A 15,663-nucleotide genomic window follows, 5' to 3' on the forward strand; every position below is an offset into this window, starting at 1 on the left:
GTCGCCCGAACCCCGCGATAAGTCCAGCCGGAGGCGATTTTCACCCAAATCTGGTCAGGGGTAGCAGAAATCACTCCTTGAGCGCTGTCGTCGGCAACTTCCTTCTTAATTCCCGCGCTCTATGGACCGCCCCCGGCGGCGGCATAAGTCTGTGTCGATATTGATGAATTTGGATCGGCCGGGGAATTTGCATGCTCGATATATCGGTTTCTGCCGGATTTGTGACGGGCATTGCCTTCGGTGTGATCGGCCTGTTGAGCGGTTTTTGCCTCTCCAGCGGTCTGCGTGACTGGTGGAACGCGAATGACGGCCGCAAAATTCGCAGCTATGCCGTCGCTTTGGCCGTGGCGATTGCCGGCGCGCAGGTCCTTGCGGCAGCGGGTGTCGTGGAGATCGGCAAGTCGCTGTATCTGCAGCCGTCGTTTTCGCCGCCGTTGATTTTCGTAGGCGGGCTGCTGTTCGGCCTCGGCATGATCCTGTCGAACGGATGCGCGTCGCGTGCGCTGGTGTTGCTGGGCAACGGCAATCTGCGGTCGCTGGTGGTTCTGGTGATCATCGGGATCGCGGCCCAGATGACGCTGAAAGGCCTGCTCGCGCCGTCGCGCCTTGCGATCATGCAATGGACCCAGATTTCGCCAGCGACCGTGTCGGCACCGGCCTTGCTGGCGTCGATCGGGATTGGCGATACCGCAGCCCGTATCGTTGCGACGCTGATCGGCAGCGGAGCGCTTCTGGCGTTTGCATTTTCCGACCGGCAGTTCCGTCGTTCGCGCGCGCAGATCGCGACGGGGCTTGCCATCGGTCTGCTGGTGACGGCGGGATGGCTGACCACAGGCTGGCTCGGCGCTGACGAGTTCAACCCGATCCCCGTGACCTCGCTGACCTTCATCGCCCCCGTTGCCGACACGTTGCAGTATGCGATGCTGTCGACCGGGCTCTCGCTGAACTTCGGCATTGCCGTCGTACTCGGCGTCCTGACCGGCAGCGTCGCGACCTCGCTGCTCACCGGACGCTTTCGCGTCGAGGGATATGCCTCGGCCGATCACATGATGCGCTCGATGTCGGGTGCGGCGCTGATGGGGATCGGCGGCGCCATGGCCTATGGCTGTTCGGTGGGGCAGGGCCTGACCGGCCTCTCGACGCTGTCGATCTCGTCGGCCATCGCAGTTGCTGGAATCCTGACCGGTGCGGCAGTGGGCCTGCGACGCCGCGCGGTGGCGCCGGCGCTGGTCGCCCAATAGCGTTCAGCGCAACAGCCTGACCGCGACTGCGCGATGGTCTGACAGCGCAGAATGGGTTAGACCATCATGGCCGGTTCGGAAGAAGCCAGGCGATGAGGGGCGAGCCCAGATGATGCGACGACTTTTGCTGACGGCACTCCTGGCAATTGCCGTCGGACCTGCGATGGTGATGCCCGCGGCCTCGCAGAGCAGGCCCGCGACCGCGGTGCCATCCGAAGACAAGCCTTTCGCCGAACATTTTCTCGCGCTGCAGCTCTCGGAATCCGATTCCAGGAAGGAGCGGCTGGTGCTCAGCGTTGCGAGCAATATCCTGAAGTTTTATGGCCCCGACAAGGTGGCCGTCGAGGTGGTGACCTTCGGCCCCGGGATCGATCTCCTGAAAACCGGCAACGAGCACCGGCAGCTCGTGGACAGCCTGGCGAGCCAGGGCGTCCGCTTCTCGGTGTGCGGAAACACCCTGGATACGATCGAACGCGAGACGGGCAAGCGGCCGGAGATCAATCCGCACGCGAAGGAAGTCGAAGCCGGCGTCGCCGAATTACAGAAGCTGAGCGAAAGCGGCTATACGATTGTCCGCCCCTGATGGAGAGTTGAGATGAAGTTGTTGTGCAGTGCAGTTGTCGCCATCGGCTTGCTGGTCGCGAGCGCCGTCGCCGGAACCGCTGCCGAGCCGAAGCAACATCGCGTGGCAATCCAGGTCGACCAGAACGATCCCGACGTTATGAATCTGGCGCTGAACAACGCGACCAACATCATGGAGCAGTACAAGTCGAAGGGTGAGACGGTTCAGGTCGAGATCGTGACCTACGGCCCGGGCTTGCACATGTTGCGCGCCGATACCTCGCCGGTGAAGGACCGCATCAAGCAGATCGTGGACGGCAGCTTCCCGTCCGAAATCAAGCTGTCAGCCTGCAACAATACCAAAGAGGGCATGGAGAAGCGGGAAGGACATGCGATCAGCATCATCGCGCAGGCCCAGCTGGTGCCCTCCGGCGCCGTTCGTCTGATCGAGCTTCAGGAAGACGGCTGGAGCTATTTGCGGCCGTAAGGCTGCGGCTGCTACTTCGACGGATGGGTTTTTCCGAGCAGGCTGGCCCAGCTGCGTGACAGCAGCTGGCGTGGCGTGGTGTCGATCAGCGTGGCGATCCCCAGCCGCGCGCCGATCATCATGCCGCCCACGGCGAACGGCCATGACAGCGACAGCATGGATCCGGCGGTGATGCCCTGGCCGATGGTGCAGCCGCCGGCCAGAATGCCGCCAATGCCCATCAATGCCGCTCCGCCGAGATGGCGGCGCATCTCGCGATCATCGTCGAAGGCCTCCCATTGCAGCTCGTCGCTGCGCCATGCCGCCAGGAATGCGCCGGCGATCACGCCGAACACCGAACCGACGCCGAAATCCGCAAAGCCGGGCGTACTCAGCAGGGCCGCATAGAAGGCCTTTCCCACGGTGGAGACGAAGGTCAGGCTCTGCGGACGCATCGGGCCGGAAAATTCGTCGCCGATCCAGGACGTGGCGATCCAGCCAGCGACCGTCAGCAGACCCAATGCCACACCTGCGGACAGCAGGCGTGGCGAACGGCGGAGTCTCGGGTGGCTGAAGGCGAGCAGGCAGAGGCCGCCGCCTGCGATCGCAGCGATGAGCGCGCGGACGTCATAACCCAGCGTCCGCGCCGACAGGGATGCCAGGTCGGAGCGGATATCATCCGGCATGGCGATGGAAAGGCCTTCAAGAACAACGATGCGGAAGTTGGCGAAGACGCCGCGCAAGGTCGCATAGGCGGTGGCGCCGAGCACGATCAGCACGATCAGGCTGCGCAGGTCGCCGGCCCCCAGCCGCACCAGCGAACCGAAACCGCAGGTGCCGACCAATGCCATTCCGACCCCGAACATGACGCTGCCGATGATAATCGCAACGATGGGAATGGCGGCCGGCGTATAGGTCGTCTGCGCCGGATCAAGAAGACCGCCGATGACCAGTGCCTGGGTTCCGACGATCGCAATACCCAAGGCCAGCCCGAAAATTCTCAGGCGGCGACTATCGCCACCCATCAGCGCGTCTTCGATCGCACCGAACGAACATAGTTTGGCGTGACGTACGGCAAATCCTGCAGCCGCGCCGATGGCAAAGCCAACCAGCGCGAGCATCCAGGCAGACAGGCTCTGCATGGCGTCACTCCCGAATTCTGCGCGGGCTTGTGTCGCACGCCTGTGGGGCGCGCGGTTGCCCGTTGGCAGATCTATGTTTTGGTTGTCGGCACCGGCGGTGCGCAGAAGATGTCGTAAATGACTGAAATGACGCGACGTACGTCGTCATTGGCGAGACTGTAGTAGATCGTCTTGCCGTCGCGCCGAGTGTCGACCATGCCGTCATAGCGCAGACGCGCCAGCTGCTGGGAAACGGCGGACTGCCGCAAGGACAGGATGTTCTCCAGTTCCGAAACCGACCGTTCGCGCTCGGCGAGCAGGCACAGCAGCAACAGCCGGTTCTCATGGGAGACGGCCTTCAGAAAGTTGCTGGCCTTGCGCGCCTTGCGCATCAGCTGGTCGAGCTCGGGCGAATATTCCGCGCCGTCGCGAAGTTCGGTCTCGATATCGCTTGAAATGATGGATGTCATGGCGTCTGCGTGCCGTTCGACCTGTCGAAGGATGATTGGCCCAGCTGCGAGTGCTCGGTCAGGCGACGGGATTGCAGCCGGGGCACGAATGTGCCGAGCAATCCCCAGAAGGCATCGTCGTTGATGTAACCGGTGATGCGGCCGATTTCGCGACCCTCATCGACGACTACGAAGGTCGGAGTAAAGCGCACGGCCGATGCGAGCGTGACGCCAGCAGTCGACTGCTTGTCGATGTCGATGCGCCGCAGCGGAAGCAGCTTGGCTTCGTCGGTCTTGTCGAAGATCGGCCCGACGTCGCGATTCCAGCGCTGGCAATACACGCATCCGTCGCGCTCGAACATCAGCAATTCTGAAGCTCGCGACGTAACGGGCGCAAGAAACAGAACCACAAGAGACAGCTGAATGAGCCACGATTTAAGAAGCAATTTGCCGACCATATGATACATATACACGAATTCGCATGTATCTACCAGAGCTGGTAATGCCGTGATTTCGAATATTTCCCTGTTTGGCGCGTTGGGGGCGGGACTGCTTTCATTCCTCTCGCCGTGCATCCTGCCCTTGGTGCCGCCCTATCTGTGCTTTCTCGCCGGGGTCAGCCTCGACGAACTGACAAGCCCGGAGCAGGGGAGAGCGGCGCGGCCGAATTGGCATGTGGTGGCGATGTCGGTCGCCTTCGTGCTCGGCTTTGCCACCGTGTTCGTGGCGCTCGGCGCGTCCGCCTCGCTGATCGGCAAGGCCGTGACGCAGTATTTCGACACGCTTGGACTCATTGCCGGCGCGGTGATCCTGATTCTTGGCCTGCACTTTCTCGGCGTGTTCCGGATCGGCCTGCTGTTTCGCGAGGCGCGTTTTCAAGCGGTGCGCAAACCGGCAGGCTATCTAGGGAGCTACGTTGTCGGCCTGGCGTTCGCCTTCGGCTGGACGCCCTGCGTGGGGCCGGTGCTGGCGGCGATCCTGATGGTCGCCGGTGTCGAGGGATCGGCCGGCCGCGGCGCTCTGCTGCTCGGTGTCTACGCGTTCGGGATTGGTATTCCGTTTCTGCTCGCCGCGCTTTTTGCCGGTCGCTTCGTCCGGCTGATGGCGCGGCTGCGCGGTCATATGAACCTTGTCGAGAAGGTGATCGGCTCGGCCCTTGTGCTGACCGGCGTTCTGTTTTTGACTGGCGCGATGCCGCACATTGCCGGTTGGCTGCTGCAGGCATTTCCCGCGTTTTCGTCGATCGGTTGAGCCGGGAAACAAGGAGGAGACGCCGGTGCTGAAACCTGCAGGCCTGTTAACACGAAGGGATGTCGTTGTCGGCCTTGGTCTCGGCTTCGGCGCGATGGCCTTCGGATCGTCGCCTGCGAAGGCCGCTGCGAAGCTGGGCGACGACGGCCTGTACCAGATGGACTGGTATCTGGAGAGTTTTCTCGATCTCTCCGAGGACCTCGCCGGCGCCACCGCGAAGGGCAAGCGTTTGGCGATCATGTGGGGCCTCCGGGGATGTCCGGCATGCAAGCGGATGCATGAGGTCCATATGATGGATCCGAAGATCGAGAACTATATCCGCGACAATTTCGAAGTGCTGCACCTCAATCATATCGGCTCGCGCGCCGTGACCGATTTCGACGGCCGCAAGCTGGCCGAAAAGGCGCTCGGCGAGGCCTATGGCGTTCGCTTCACCCCGACGATCCAGTTTCTTGCGGAGAAGGTCGATGGTCTCGCCGGCAAGAGCGGCCAGGCGCGCGAGGTTGCCCGCATGCCCGGCCTGCTGGAGCCGTCGGAATTTCTCGCCATGTTCCGCTACGTGCGCGAAAACGGCTACGACACCATGTCGTTTCCCGACTGGCTGAGAAAGCAGGCCTGACGCGACGTGTTAAGGCGCGTCAGAAATCCAGCCTGTCCTTGATCGCCTCGATGCCGGCCTTGGCGCAGGCTTCGTCGGCCTCGCCGCCGGGCGCGCCGGAGACGCCGATTGCGCCCACCAGTACACCGCCCGCTTCGACAACCACGCCACCGCCAATGATCACGGTGCCGGGCAGATTGCGGATGCCGGCTTGTGGCATGCCGGGAAGGCTCATGGATTGCAGATCGCCCGTACTCGTCTTGAACGACGCGGCGGTCCAAGCCTTGCCGGTGGCGGTGGCCGGCGTATGAGCGCCGGCGAAGCGGTCGCGCAGCATGACCTGGGTCACGCCGGAGCGGTCGACCACCGCCACCGCGACCTGGTAGCCGCGCTTGCGGCATTCGGTGAGTGCCGCGCGGGCGGAATCCAGCGCGAGTTCCGGACTCAATGACTTGTAGGTGACAAGCGCGTCCTGCGCCTGACCTGACAGGGTGGACAGCGCGATCAGCGCAGATGCCGCGAGCAGGGTTCGGATCGCCATGGTGGATTCTCTCCTTGCGCGCGGCATGCCCGCTTCAGTCTGATGCGGCTACTTGTTGACCGGCGAAGCCGGGTCGAACAGGAAGGCAACGAGATCCTTGATCTGCTTCTCCGTCAGGAACTTGTTGGCGCCGAAGCGCGGCATGTTCGAACACGCCAGCACAGCCTGCGAATCGTAGATCTTGGTGTAGGCCTGCTTGATGTCGTCCGGGCTGTATTTGCGGTCCTTGCCATAGGAGGTGAGGCTCGGTCCCAGCGTGCCGTAGCTGACTTCGTCACGCTCCATCTGATGGCAGGCGTAGCAGTTGCCGCCGCTGACGGTCTTGTCGTCATCGGAAAACTGCCCGCCGCGGCCGTTATTGGCGATCTTCGCGCCCTCCTTCCAGTCGCCGAGCAGCTTCCCGTCGGCCGGAAACACGACCTTTGCGAGTTCGCGCTTGACGATCTTGTCGGCTTCGGCGGACGGCACGTCGTTGCGGTAGAGATTGCAGGTCTTCAGCGTTTCATCGGGTTCGATGCGCGCCTGCCATTCGGGCGGCGCCTTGCCGAATGTCGACTTGAGATAGGCATCGACAAGGGCGGGGGCGACGGTTGCGGAGGCCGCCTTTGCCGGGCTGGTCTGCGCGAAAGCCGCGGGCGAAAGCGTCGTGATGCCGGCGGCGAGGACGAGCGCAACTTGCAGAATGTTCTTCATCTTATGCCCCTCAGCGCTTGATCGACGGGACGGTGATGTTACCGCCATCCGCCTGCTTGTTCAGGAACATGGTCAGGGCGGTGATGCTGTCGGAGCCGTATTCGGGGACCGGCCAGCGCTGCTGTCGGTAGCAGTCCCACAGCCGATGCTGCATCGTCCGTAGCGCGCCTTGCGAGACGCGGTAGGTCGGCCATGAGCCCATGGTGTCCTGTGCTTCCTTGCCGGGCTTCGAGAAGTTCGGCAGGCCTTGCAGCCGGATCCGCTTTCCCTCGTCGGCATGGCAAGTGGCGCATGCAAAATCCATCACCCCGCCGCGCCGGTAGAACAGCGCCTCGCCGACGGCTGCCATCTCCTGCTCCTTGGGATGGCCAAGCTGTATTTCGATTTTCATGTCGCTGGACTTGTTGGCGATATAGGCCACCAGGTCCTCCATGTCGGAAGCGCGGCCCGGGCCTGAAAACCGGCGCGCGACGACGTCCTTGGTGTCGAGGCCCTGGACATTCTGCATGCACCACAGCAGCCGCTGTTCAAGATCCATGACCTTGTCGGCGTCCTTGAAATAGCGCGGAAGCTTAGCATAAGCGCCTTCCAGTTTGCCCGCGCCGAGTCCGAGGTCGCACTGCTCGAGCGACACATTCTTGGTGCCGCGTTTTTCGCTCCAGAGAATGTCGCCGCGGTCGACTGCAAGAAATCCGGGATTGGACATCGGATCGGAAATCATCGCGCGGTAGCGCTCGATCTCTTTCTCACTCGCATCCTGCGCGGATGCTCCAAAGGATATTGTGCAAAGCACCATCGTGGCCAGTGCAGAACCGATTACGGTTCGGATCATTCCTCATCCTCCCATCAAGACCGTGTTGGCCCTGCGCCCGAATTGTCTCGGGCATCTTTACATTCAAGAAAAACAATATAATGATATTTGCAGATCATGATAGATCAAATTTGGAATCGTCAAGCGATTCCATCGTCTAGGGATACGCCAAGTGATCCCGCTGGAGGATGCCCATATGGTTTGGACTTCGGTTGAAAAAATCGTCGGGAGACGCTTGCTCTCGCTTCGATCATGGGGTTCGCAGCTTTGCTGGCCCCGAAGATGTCATTTGCTGACGAGCAGGCAGTTGCCGCCGAAATCAAGAAGCTCTACGGCGACAAGAAGTTCGAGAGCGGCAAGATCAAGCTCGATGTGCCCGAGATTGCCGAGAACGGCCTGGTCGTTCCCGTCAATGTCGATATCGAGAGCCCGATGACCGACGCGGATTATGTCAAGTCTGTGCATGTCTACGCCGACGGCAATCCGCTTCCGGAAGTGGTGAGTTACAAGTTCACGCCCGCCTGCGGCAAGGCCTCCGCCTCGACGCGGATGCGGCTTGCGCAGACCCAGAACATCATCTGCATCGCGGAAATGTCGAACGGCAACCTGCATATGGCGAAGGCCAATGTGAAGGTGACCATCGGCGGCTGCGGCGGCTGATCGTCTTATCCCGGAAGCTGAATCGAATTCAAAGCGAGGACTCCCAATGGCTACGCAACCGACACCGCGTGTTCGCGTTCCCGCCCAGGCCAAGCCCGGCGAAATCATCGAAATCAAGACGCTGATCTCGCACGAGATGGAATCCGGGCAGCGCAAGGACGCCGCCGGCAAGATCGTGCCGCGCAAGATCATCAACACCTTCGTCGCCGAGTTCAACGGCAAGATGGTGTTCGAGGCGGGCTGGAATCCGGCGATTTCCGCTAATCCCTATCAGTCGTTCTTCTACAAGGCGGCTGAGAGCGGTGAGTTCACCTTCACCTGGAAGGACGACGACGGCTCGAACTATGTTTCAAAGAACAAGCTGACCGTCGCAGCATGATCCGCAGGCGCGATGCAACGCGCGCCGGCGGTCGTTGAGGAGGCCGCGAAGGGCCTCCTCGGAAATCATCTGGCCAAAGCCAGGTTAGCAAGGGTGGGACAATGATATCGAGGCGGGAATTCCTGCAGGCGACTGCGGCTGCGTCGGCATTGCTGGTTGGCAGCGGGCTTGGCGATCTCGGGCGCGTTGCGGCCCAGCAGCGCCTGTCGCAGGCCGACATCACCCGCTTCGATCCGCTCGGGACGGTCACGATCCTGCACGTCACCGATATCCATGCCCAGTTGATGCCGCTGCATTTCCGCGAGCCGTCGGTCAATCTGGGCGTCGGTGAAGTCAAGGGATTGCCGCCGCACATCACCGACGGCGAGTTCCGGAAGTACTTCAATATCGCGACCGGCTCTGCCGATGCCTTCGCCTTGACCTCCGACGATTTCGTGTCGCTCGCGCGCAACTACGGGCGCATGGGCGGCATGGACCGCATCGCTGCGCTGATCGGCGCGGTGCGGGCCGAGCGAGGCGCGGACAAGGTGCTATTGCTCGACGGCGGCGACAGCTGGCAGGGTAGCTGGACCTCGCTGCAGACCAAGGCCCAGGACATGGTCGACGTCATGTCGGCGCTCAAGGTCGACGCGATGGTCGGTCATTGGGAGTTCACCTACGGCGCGGATCGCGTCAAGGAGATCGCTGACAAGGCGCCGTTTGCATTCCTGGCGCAGAATATCCGCGACAATGAGTGGCAGGAGCCTGTGTTCGAGGGCCGCAAGATGTTCGAGCGGGGCGGTGCGAAAATTGCCGTCATCGGTCAGGCGCTGCCGCGCACCGCTGTCGCCAATCCGCGCTGGATGTTTCCGAAGTGGGAATTCGGCATTCGCGAAGAGGATATGCAGAAGCAGGTCGACGACGCCCGTGCCGACGGCGCGTCGATCGTTGTCCTGCTCTCGCACAACGGCTTCGACGTCGACCGCAAGCTCGCCGGCCGCGTCAAGGGGATCGACGTCATCCTCACCGCGCACACCCACGATGCCATGCCCGGCCTTGTCCGCGTCGGCGACACGGTTCTGGTGGCCTCGGGCTCGCACGGCAAATTCGTCTCGCGCCTCGACATCGAGGTGAAGGACAAGAAGGTCGCGGGCGTGCGGTTCAAGCTGATGCCGGTCTTTGCCGACGCCATCACGCCGGATCCGGCGATGACCGCGCTGGTCGAGAAGGTGAGGGCGCCCTTCGCCAAGGATCTGGCGCGCACGATCGGCAAAACCGATTCCCTGCTGTACCGGCGCGGCAACTTCAACGGCACGTTCGACGACCTGATCTGCAACGCCATGATTGCGGAGCGCGACGTCGAGATCGCGCTGTCGCCCGGCTTCCGCTGGGGAGGCACGCTGCTTCCGGGCGACGACATCACCTGGGAGCATGTCACCAACGCGACCGCGATCACCTATCCGAACTGCTATCGCAACCAGATGACCGGCGCCCAGCTCAAGGATGTCCTCGAAGATATCGCCGACAACATCTTCCATCCCGATCCCTACTTCCAGGGCGGCGGCGACATGGTGCGGATCGGCGGCATGGGCTACGCGATCGATATAGCCAAGCCCGTCGGCTCGCGCATTTCGAAACTGACTCACCTGAAATCAGGCAGTCCGATCGAAGCGTCGAAGACCTACAGCGTGTCCGGCTGGGCCAGCATCAATGAAAACACGCAGGGGCCGCCGATATGGGATGTCGTTGCCGCGCATATCTCGAAGGCCGGTTCGGTGAAGATCGCGCCGAACACCGCGGTCAACGTCACGGGCATCTGAACTATCGAGCGTCGCGCATTCTTGCGTCCGACATATTCACGTATCGGGATAATTGGAAAGAAAGCATGCCGCATGAGTGACAAGCCTTCAGCGGATTTTCTCAATCGCCGTCGCTTTCTGGGAGCCGCAGGGCTCGCGGGCGCAGGCGTCGCGCTGTCGTCCGTTCCGGGCGCGGCCGGTGAGGCTGGCAAGCCGGATCCATTGATTACGCACGTGCAGGACTGGAATCGCTATCTTGGCGATGGCGTGCAGTCGCGGCCCTATGGCTCGCCATCGAAGTTCGAAAAGGATGTGGTGCGCCGCGACGTCTCCTGGCTGACGGCATCGCCAGAATCCTCGGTCAACTTCACGCCGCTGCATCAACTGGACGGCATCATCACGCCGTCCGGCGTTTGCTTCGAGCGCCATCACGGCGGCGTCGCCGAGATCAATCCGGCCGACCACCGGCTGATGATCAATGGCCTTGTGGACAAGCCGCTCGTCTTCACCATGGAAGATATCAAGCGCATGCCGCGCGTCAACAAGGTCTACTTTCTCGAATGCGCGGCGAATTCGGGCATGGAGTGGCGCGGCGCGCAGCTCAATGGCTGCCAGTTCACCCACGGCATGATCCACAATCTCATGTACACCGGCGTGCCGCTCAAGGTGCTGCTGGACGAGGCCGGACTGAAGCCGAACGCCAAATGGCTGATGCTCGAGGGCGCCGACGCCTCCGGCATGAATCGCTCGCTGCCGATCGAGAAGGCGTTGAACGACGTGCTGATCGCTTTTGCGATGAACGGCGAAGCGCTTCGTCCGGAGCAGGGCTATCCGCTGCGTGCGGTCATTCCGGGCTGGCAGGGCAATCTCTGGGTCAAATGGCTGCGTCGGATCGAGGCTGGCGACCAGCCGTGGCAGACCCGCGAGGAGACATCGAAGTACACCGACCTGATGCCCGACGGGCGGTCGCGCAAACATACATTCGTGATGGATGCCAAGTCGGTGGTCACCAACCCCTCGCCGCAGGCGCCGCTCAAGCACAAGGGCCGCAACGTTCTCAGCGGTATCGCCTGGTCCGGGCGCGGAACGATCAAGCGGGTCGATGTGACCCTCGATGGTGGCCGCAACTGGCAGGCCGCTCGCCTCGACGGGCCGGTGCTCGACAAGTCGATGACGCGTTTCTATGTCGATCTCGACTGGAACGGGCAGGAGATGATGATCCAGTCGCGCGCCATGGATTCGACCGGTTACGTGCAGCCGACCAAGGACGAGTTGCGCAAGGTCCGGGGCGTCAACTCGATCTATCATAACAACGGCATTCAGACGTGGCTGGTGCGCGCAGGCGGGGAGACGGAAAATGTCGAGATCGGTTAGGTTGCTCGCCATCGCCCTGCTCGGCGGCGGTCTCGTCACTGCGGCGATCGATGCAGGCCGCGCGCAGCAGGTGGCGTCGGCGACGTCCGGCAAGCTCGGCCTCGGGCGTCCGGCGTTGCCCGAGGAGATCAAGGCCTGGGATACCGATGTGCGACCGGACGGGAAGGGGCTTCCGGTCGGCAAAGGCACTGCGAAAATCGGCGATGCCATTTTCCAGGAGAAATGCGCGTCCTGCCATGGCGAGTTCGGCCAGGGCGTCGGCCGCTATCCCGTGATTGCGGGTGGGATCGGAACGCTGAAGGCCGACCGGCCGGACAAGACCGTCGGATCGTTCTGGCCGGATGCGTCGACTTTGTTCGATTACATCAGGCGGGCGATGCCATTCGGCAATGCGCAGTCGCTGACCGCCGACGAAGCCTATGCCTTGACCGCTTACGTTCTCAGCATGAGCGACATCATCAAGGACGAGAATTTCGAGCTCAACGAGAAGACCTTCACATCGATCAAGATGCCGAATGCGTCGGCCTTCTATGAAGATGACCGGGACACGAGCGAGAAACACTTCTGGAAGAAGGATCCTTGCATGAAGGATTGCCGTCCTTCCCCGAAGGTGACCGGCCGCGCCATGTCGGTCGATGTCACGCCCGACAGCAAGGCGGGTCCGAAAGTGGACTGACGGAGCGACGGTGCCGCCGGACGGCGCGTTCGCTATTTGCCTGCACGGATGCGCGGACATCGATGCCGAAGTCGATGACCGGCGCAGCGGCGGCCATCAGGCGATCATGACGGCCGTCCTGAGCGGCGGTGCGGATGATGCCGTCGCCCTGCTCACGGACACCATAATCAGACGGCCGAAGTCATTCTCCAGGACGAGCAGATACGTCCCGAAATGCCGAATGCAACTCATTTTCCGTAGTCGTTCGTAAACCTCAACACTGTCCGTCGAGAACGGCAAGGATCGTGGGGGCCTGCGCTCTAAATCTCTGTGCTCCACCGATAGACCGCTTGAGGTCGGAGCGATCGCGTGCGTCAGCCGAGCGATCCATCATCCGACTGAACGAATCGCCGACGTTAGAGAGGTGTCCGATGGAGGCGCCATGAGGGCGCAGACTGCGCCGTGTTCTTCGGTGAACGGGCCGGCTGGTCTCGATCTTCTAACGCAATATGTGTGGCGTTATGAGCGGGTGCGGTGCCGCGACAGAATAACCCTCCTGAGACAGCATTCGGTCTCGACGCGACAGCCCTCGGCAACTGATGGATGCACGTGACGCGCTGAACAGCTATCGTCACGATCTTCGCCGGCCGCGAGCCAACCAGGAGTTGTTGCGGTGTTGCAATCATGATCGTGGTGCTGACGGACATTGCGGCTGACGTGTACGACGTGGCGTTCGAGCTATGCGCAATCGCGAGGCAAGCGTTGCGCCGATGGCCGGCGCGCGTTTCTCGTGAGGATGGCGCAAAATTCAGCGGTGCGCTTATGCGCCTCTCTCGCTTCGCTGCAAAGGTGAAGCGCAGGTTCGCAGAACTTCCGGGCTGCAAGGGCCAAGCAAGTTAATGGCGCAGCCAATTTCTCCGCTCGTACGCGATGGCATGGAAATTGCTGAACTGTTGTTCAGCTGTACAGCTCACTCAGTTCGCGGCTCGGAGATCAAGCAATGTTTCAGGGAGCCGAAGTTCGGCTTGCCGTTGATATCGGCGGCACTTTCACGGATATCGTGCTCGATGTGGGCCCGGATCGCAGGACGCGCAAGCTGCTGACGACGCCGTCGCGGCCCGAGGAGGCGGTGCTGGACGGGATGCGTCTCATTCTGGCTGACGCGCGCGCGCACATCAGTGACATCGACGTTTTCATTCATGGAACGACGCTCGCGACCAATGCCATTATCGAGCGTCGTGGCGCCAAGACGGCGCTCGTCGCGACGCAGGGTTTCCGCGACGTGCTCGATATCGGCACCGAGAGCCGTTACGATCAGTACGATCTTTCCATCGACAAGCCGAAACCGCTGGCGCCGCGGTCGCTGCGCTTTACGGTGCCGGAGCGCATAGACGCGTACGGTGCGGTCCGGTTGCCGCTCGACGAGGCCGCGGTGCGCGCACTCGCCCCAGCCCTGCGCGCGCTGAATGTGGAAAGCGTCGCCTTCGCCTTTCTGCATTCTTATGCCAATCCCGAGCATGAGCGGCGTGCCGCGGCGATCCTGAAAGAAGAATTGCCGCACGTGTGGATGACCCTGTCGTCGGCGGTGTGTCCAGAAATCCGCGAATACGAACGCACCTCGACCGCCGTGGCCAATGCCTATGTTCAGCCGCTGATCGACGGCTATCTGACGCGGATGGCCGAGGCGCTGCAGGTCGAGCAGTTTCGCGGCGCCATCTATCTGGTGACCTCGGGCGGGGGCGTCACCTCGATCGAGACGGCGCAGCGCTTTCCTGTGCGGCTGGTGGAATCCGGCCCCGCCGGCGGCGCGATCTTTGCGTCGCAGATTGCGGCGCGTCTTGGCGAAGCCAAAGTCCTGTCGTTCGATATGGGCGGTACCACGGCAAAAATTTGCCTGATCGAGAAATTCCAACCAGAGACCTCGCGGGTGTTCGAAGTTGATCGCGCGGCGCGCTTCCTGAAAGGCTCCGGTCTGCCGCTGCGTATTCCGGTCATCGAGATGGTGGAAATCGGCGCAGGCGGCGGCTCGATCGCCCGGGTGGATGCGTTGAAACGCGTTACCGTCGGACCCGAAAGTGCGTCGTCCGAACCGGGACCCGCCTGCTATGGCCGCGGCGGTTTGCAGCCTGCGGTGACCGATGCCGATGTGGCGCTCGGCAAGATCGATCCTGATGCCTTTGCCGGCGGTACGATCAAACTTGATCCTGAGCTTTCGAAGCAAGCCCTGCTGCGCGCCATCGGCGAACCGCTGGGGCTGACGGCGGAAACCGCCGCTTACGCCGTGCATGAGGTCGTGTGCGAGAATATGGCGAGTGCGGCGCGCGTGCATGCGGTGGAGCGGGGCGTCGTGGTCGGCCAGCACACCCTGATCGCCTTCGGTGGCGCTGCGCCGCTGCATGCGGCGCGCGTTGCCGAGAAGATAGGCATCTCGCGCGTCATCGTGCCCTCGAACGCTGGCGTGGGTTCGGCGGTGGGATTCCTCGCGGCGCCGATCGCTTATGAACTGGTGCGAAGCCGTCCCGCGCGCCTCGACGACTTCGATGCCGAGGCGATTTCCGATCTTCTGCAGGAGATGGCGACGGAGGCGCGCGCTTTGGTGGAGCCCGGCGCGGCTGGCGCAGCGGTGCTAGAACGGCGCGCGGCCTTCATGCGCTATGTCGGTCAAGGCCACGAGATCGTCGCCAAGCTGCCCAACCGGCGACTGACTGTGGCGGATTTCGCCGAGCTGCGTCTGACGTTCGAATCGAATTATGCGGCATTGTTCGAGCGCGCCATTCCGGGCGCCGCGATCGAGGTGTTGACCTGGTCGGTGCTGGCCACCACCGAACCACGCAATCCGCCGCGGGTCGCCGATGTCGCGCGCAAGCCGGCCGGCATCGCCGTGGGCAGCCGAAAGTTCTTCGACGGGCGGGTGGGACAGGTCATCGACATCCCGCTGTACAACCGCAACCAGATGGATCCCGGCGCCACCATCGCGGGACCGGCCGTCATCGCGGAGGATGAAACCTCGACATTCGTGTCGACGAGCTTCAACGCCCATATCGACGGCGCCGGCAGCATCGTTATGGAACGGAAGGCAGCGTAA

17 protein-coding genes are annotated in these 15,663 nt (G+C 62.5%); 11 read left to right on the forward strand and 6 right to left on the reverse strand.

The window, feature by feature from the left end; genetic code table 11:
* Positions 1 to 191: 191 nt before the first annotated feature.
* The 3 genes from ONR75_RS08910 to ONR75_RS08920 all read left to right on the forward strand — a co-directional run bounded on the left by ONR75_RS08910 (position 192) and on the right by ONR75_RS08920 (position 2,289).
* Positions 192 to 1,241, forward strand: a complete 1,050-nt coding sequence (locus ONR75_RS08910; RefSeq protein WP_265082270.1) for a YeeE/YedE family protein — start codon at positions 192 to 194, stop codon at positions 1,239 to 1,241.
* Between the two features lie 109 nt (positions 1,242 to 1,350).
* Entirely contained in the window at positions 1,351 to 1,824 is a 474-nt protein-coding gene (locus ONR75_RS08915) for a hypothetical protein (protein WP_265083600.1), read from the forward strand.
* Between the two features lie 12 nt (positions 1,825 to 1,836).
* On the forward strand, positions 1,837 to 2,289 hold the full coding sequence (locus tag ONR75_RS08920) for a DsrE family protein (protein ID WP_265082271.1): 453 nt from the start codon (positions 1,837 to 1,839) through the stop codon (positions 2,287 to 2,289).
* Positions 2,290 to 2,300: 11 nt separating this feature from the next.
* Here ONR75_RS08920 and ONR75_RS08925 read toward each other — a convergent pair whose 3' ends face one another.
* From ONR75_RS08925 to ONR75_RS08935, 3 genes are all read right to left on the reverse strand, one after another.
* Entirely contained in the window at positions 2,301 to 3,410 is a 1,110-nt protein-coding gene (locus ONR75_RS08925) for a YeeE/YedE family protein (protein ID WP_265082272.1), read from the reverse strand.
* A 71-nt stretch (positions 3,411 to 3,481) separates the two neighbouring features.
* On the reverse strand, positions 3,482 to 3,859 hold the full coding sequence (locus ONR75_RS08930) for an ArsR/SmtB family transcription factor (RefSeq protein WP_265082273.1): 378 nt from the start codon (positions 3,857 to 3,859) through the stop codon (positions 3,482 to 3,484).
* Positions 3,856 to 4,296 carry a thioredoxin fold domain-containing protein gene (locus ONR75_RS08935; RefSeq protein WP_413776453.1) on the reverse strand — a complete coding sequence of 147 codons (441 nt, stop codon included), beginning with the start codon at positions 4,294 to 4,296 and terminating at the stop codon, positions 3,856 to 3,858. Before ONR75_RS08935 ends, ONR75_RS08930 begins: the two co-directional genes overlap by 4 nt.
* Before the next feature lie 49 nt (positions 4,297 to 4,345).
* Here ONR75_RS08935 and ONR75_RS08940 point away from each other — a divergent pair, with 49 nt between their 5' ends.
* Together ONR75_RS08940 and ONR75_RS08945 are read left to right on the forward strand one after the other, a co-directional pair.
* Entirely contained in the window at positions 4,346 to 5,089 is a 744-nt protein-coding gene (locus tag ONR75_RS08940; RefSeq protein WP_265082274.1) for a cytochrome c biogenesis CcdA family protein, read from the forward strand.
* A 94-nt stretch (positions 5,090 to 5,183) separates the two neighbouring features.
* The gene (locus tag ONR75_RS08945) at positions 5,184 to 5,708 is read left to right on the forward strand and encodes a SoxW family protein (RefSeq protein WP_265083602.1); all 525 of its coding nucleotides are present in this window, start codon (positions 5,184 to 5,186) and stop codon (positions 5,706 to 5,708) included.
* Positions 5,709 to 5,727: 19 nt separating this feature from the next.
* Here ONR75_RS08945 and ONR75_RS08950 read toward each other — a convergent pair whose 3' ends face one another.
* Genes ONR75_RS08950 through soxA form a run of 3 tightly spaced genes read right to left on the reverse strand, consistent with a single transcriptional unit; the run spans position 5,728 to position 7,753 of the window.
* Positions 5,728 to 6,228 (reverse strand): GlcG/HbpS family heme-binding protein, encoded by a 501-nt coding sequence (locus ONR75_RS08950; RefSeq protein WP_265082275.1) that lies wholly within the window; start codon positions 6,226 to 6,228, stop codon positions 5,728 to 5,730.
* A gap of 48 nt (positions 6,229 to 6,276) precedes the next feature.
* A complete protein-coding gene (soxX, locus tag ONR75_RS08955) occupies positions 6,277 to 6,921 on the reverse strand; it encodes a sulfur oxidation c-type cytochrome SoxX (RefSeq protein WP_265082276.1) in 645 nt (214 codons plus the stop codon).
* A gap of 10 nt (positions 6,922 to 6,931) precedes the next feature.
* Positions 6,932 to 7,753 carry a sulfur oxidation c-type cytochrome SoxA gene (gene soxA / locus ONR75_RS08960; protein ID WP_265082277.1) on the reverse strand — a complete coding sequence of 274 codons (822 nt, stop codon included), beginning with the start codon at positions 7,751 to 7,753 and terminating at the stop codon, positions 6,932 to 6,934.
* Between the two features lie 231 nt (positions 7,754 to 7,984).
* Here soxA and soxY point away from each other — a divergent pair, with 231 nt between their 5' ends.
* The 6 genes from soxY (at position 7,985) to ONR75_RS08990 (ending at position 15,663) form a co-directional block, all read left to right on the forward strand.
* Positions 7,985 to 8,392 carry a thiosulfate oxidation carrier protein SoxY gene (gene soxY / locus ONR75_RS08965; RefSeq protein WP_413776454.1) on the forward strand — a complete coding sequence of 136 codons (408 nt, stop codon included), beginning with the start codon at positions 7,985 to 7,987 and terminating at the stop codon, positions 8,390 to 8,392.
* Between the two features lie 46 nt (positions 8,393 to 8,438).
* Positions 8,439 to 8,771 (forward strand): thiosulfate oxidation carrier complex protein SoxZ, encoded by a 333-nt coding sequence (gene soxZ / locus ONR75_RS08970; protein ID WP_265082278.1) that lies wholly within the window; start codon positions 8,439 to 8,441, stop codon positions 8,769 to 8,771.
* A gap of 101 nt (positions 8,772 to 8,872) precedes the next feature.
* Positions 8,873 to 10,570 carry a thiosulfohydrolase SoxB gene (soxB, locus tag ONR75_RS08975; RefSeq protein WP_265082279.1) on the forward strand — a complete coding sequence of 566 codons (1,698 nt, stop codon included), beginning with the start codon at positions 8,873 to 8,875 and terminating at the stop codon, positions 10,568 to 10,570.
* A 72-nt stretch (positions 10,571 to 10,642) separates the two neighbouring features.
* A complete protein-coding gene (soxC, locus tag ONR75_RS08980) occupies positions 10,643 to 11,923 on the forward strand; it encodes a sulfite dehydrogenase (protein ID WP_265082280.1) in 1,281 nt (426 codons plus the stop codon).
* Complete coding sequence (locus ONR75_RS08985) at positions 11,907 to 12,599, forward strand: c-type cytochrome (RefSeq protein WP_265082281.1); 693 nt, start codon at positions 11,907 to 11,909, stop codon at positions 12,597 to 12,599. Before soxC ends, ONR75_RS08985 begins: the two co-directional genes overlap by 17 nt.
* Positions 12,600 to 13,578: 979 nt before the next feature.
* Entirely contained in the window at positions 13,579 to 15,663 is a 2,085-nt protein-coding gene (locus ONR75_RS08990) for a hydantoinase/oxoprolinase family protein (RefSeq protein WP_265082282.1), read from the forward strand.

Origin of the sequence: Rhodopseudomonas sp. P2A-2r (assembly GCF_026015985.1) — a bacterium.
In the GTDB taxonomy this organism is placed as follows: Bacteria; Pseudomonadota; Alphaproteobacteria; order Rhizobiales; family Xanthobacteraceae; genus Tardiphaga.

Excerpts from the sequence above, each read along its gene's own strand:
- ONR75_RS08910 (WP_265082270.1), top strand. The coding sequence starts at position 192 with ATGCTCGATATATCGGTTTCTGCCGGATTTGTGACGGGCATTGCCTTC.
- ONR75_RS08915 (WP_265083600.1), top strand. The coding sequence starts at position 1,351 with ATGATGCGACGACTTTTGCTGACGGCACTCCTGGCAATTGCCGTCGGA.
- ONR75_RS08920 (WP_265082271.1), top strand. The coding sequence starts at position 1,837 with ATGAAGTTGTTGTGCAGTGCAGTTGTCGCCATCGGCTTGCTGGTCGCG.
- ONR75_RS08925 (WP_265082272.1), bottom strand. The coding sequence starts at position 3,410 with ATGCAGAGCCTGTCTGCCTGGATGCTCGCGCTGGTTGGCTTTGCCATC.
- ONR75_RS08930 (WP_265082273.1), bottom strand. The coding sequence starts at position 3,859 with ATGACATCCATCATTTCAAGCGATATCGAGACCGAACTTCGCGACGGC.
- ONR75_RS08935 (WP_413776453.1), bottom strand. The coding sequence starts at position 4,296 with ATGGTCGGCAAATTGCTTCTTAAATCGTGGCTCATTCAGCTGTCTCTT.
- ONR75_RS08945 (WP_265083602.1), top strand. The coding sequence starts at position 5,184 with ATGGCCTTCGGATCGTCGCCTGCGAAGGCCGCTGCGAAGCTGGGCGAC.
- ONR75_RS08950 (WP_265082275.1), bottom strand. The coding sequence starts at position 6,228 with ATGGCGATCCGAACCCTGCTCGCGGCATCTGCGCTGATCGCGCTGTCC.
- soxX (WP_265082276.1), bottom strand. The coding sequence starts at position 6,921 with ATGAAGAACATTCTGCAAGTTGCGCTCGTCCTCGCCGCCGGCATCACG.
- soxA (WP_265082277.1), bottom strand. The coding sequence starts at position 7,753 with ATGATCCGAACCGTAATCGGTTCTGCACTGGCCACGATGGTGCTTTGC.
- soxY (WP_413776454.1), top strand. The coding sequence starts at position 7,985 with ATGGGGTTCGCAGCTTTGCTGGCCCCGAAGATGTCATTTGCTGACGAG.
- soxZ (WP_265082278.1), top strand. The coding sequence starts at position 8,439 with ATGGCTACGCAACCGACACCGCGTGTTCGCGTTCCCGCCCAGGCCAAG.
- soxB (WP_265082279.1), top strand. The coding sequence starts at position 8,873 with ATGATATCGAGGCGGGAATTCCTGCAGGCGACTGCGGCTGCGTCGGCA.
- soxC (WP_265082280.1), top strand. The coding sequence starts at position 10,643 with ATGAGTGACAAGCCTTCAGCGGATTTTCTCAATCGCCGTCGCTTTCTG.
- ONR75_RS08985 (WP_265082281.1), top strand. The coding sequence starts at position 11,907 with ATGTCGAGATCGGTTAGGTTGCTCGCCATCGCCCTGCTCGGCGGCGGT.
- ONR75_RS08990 (WP_265082282.1), top strand. The coding sequence starts at position 13,579 with ATGTTTCAGGGAGCCGAAGTTCGGCTTGCCGTTGATATCGGCGGCACT.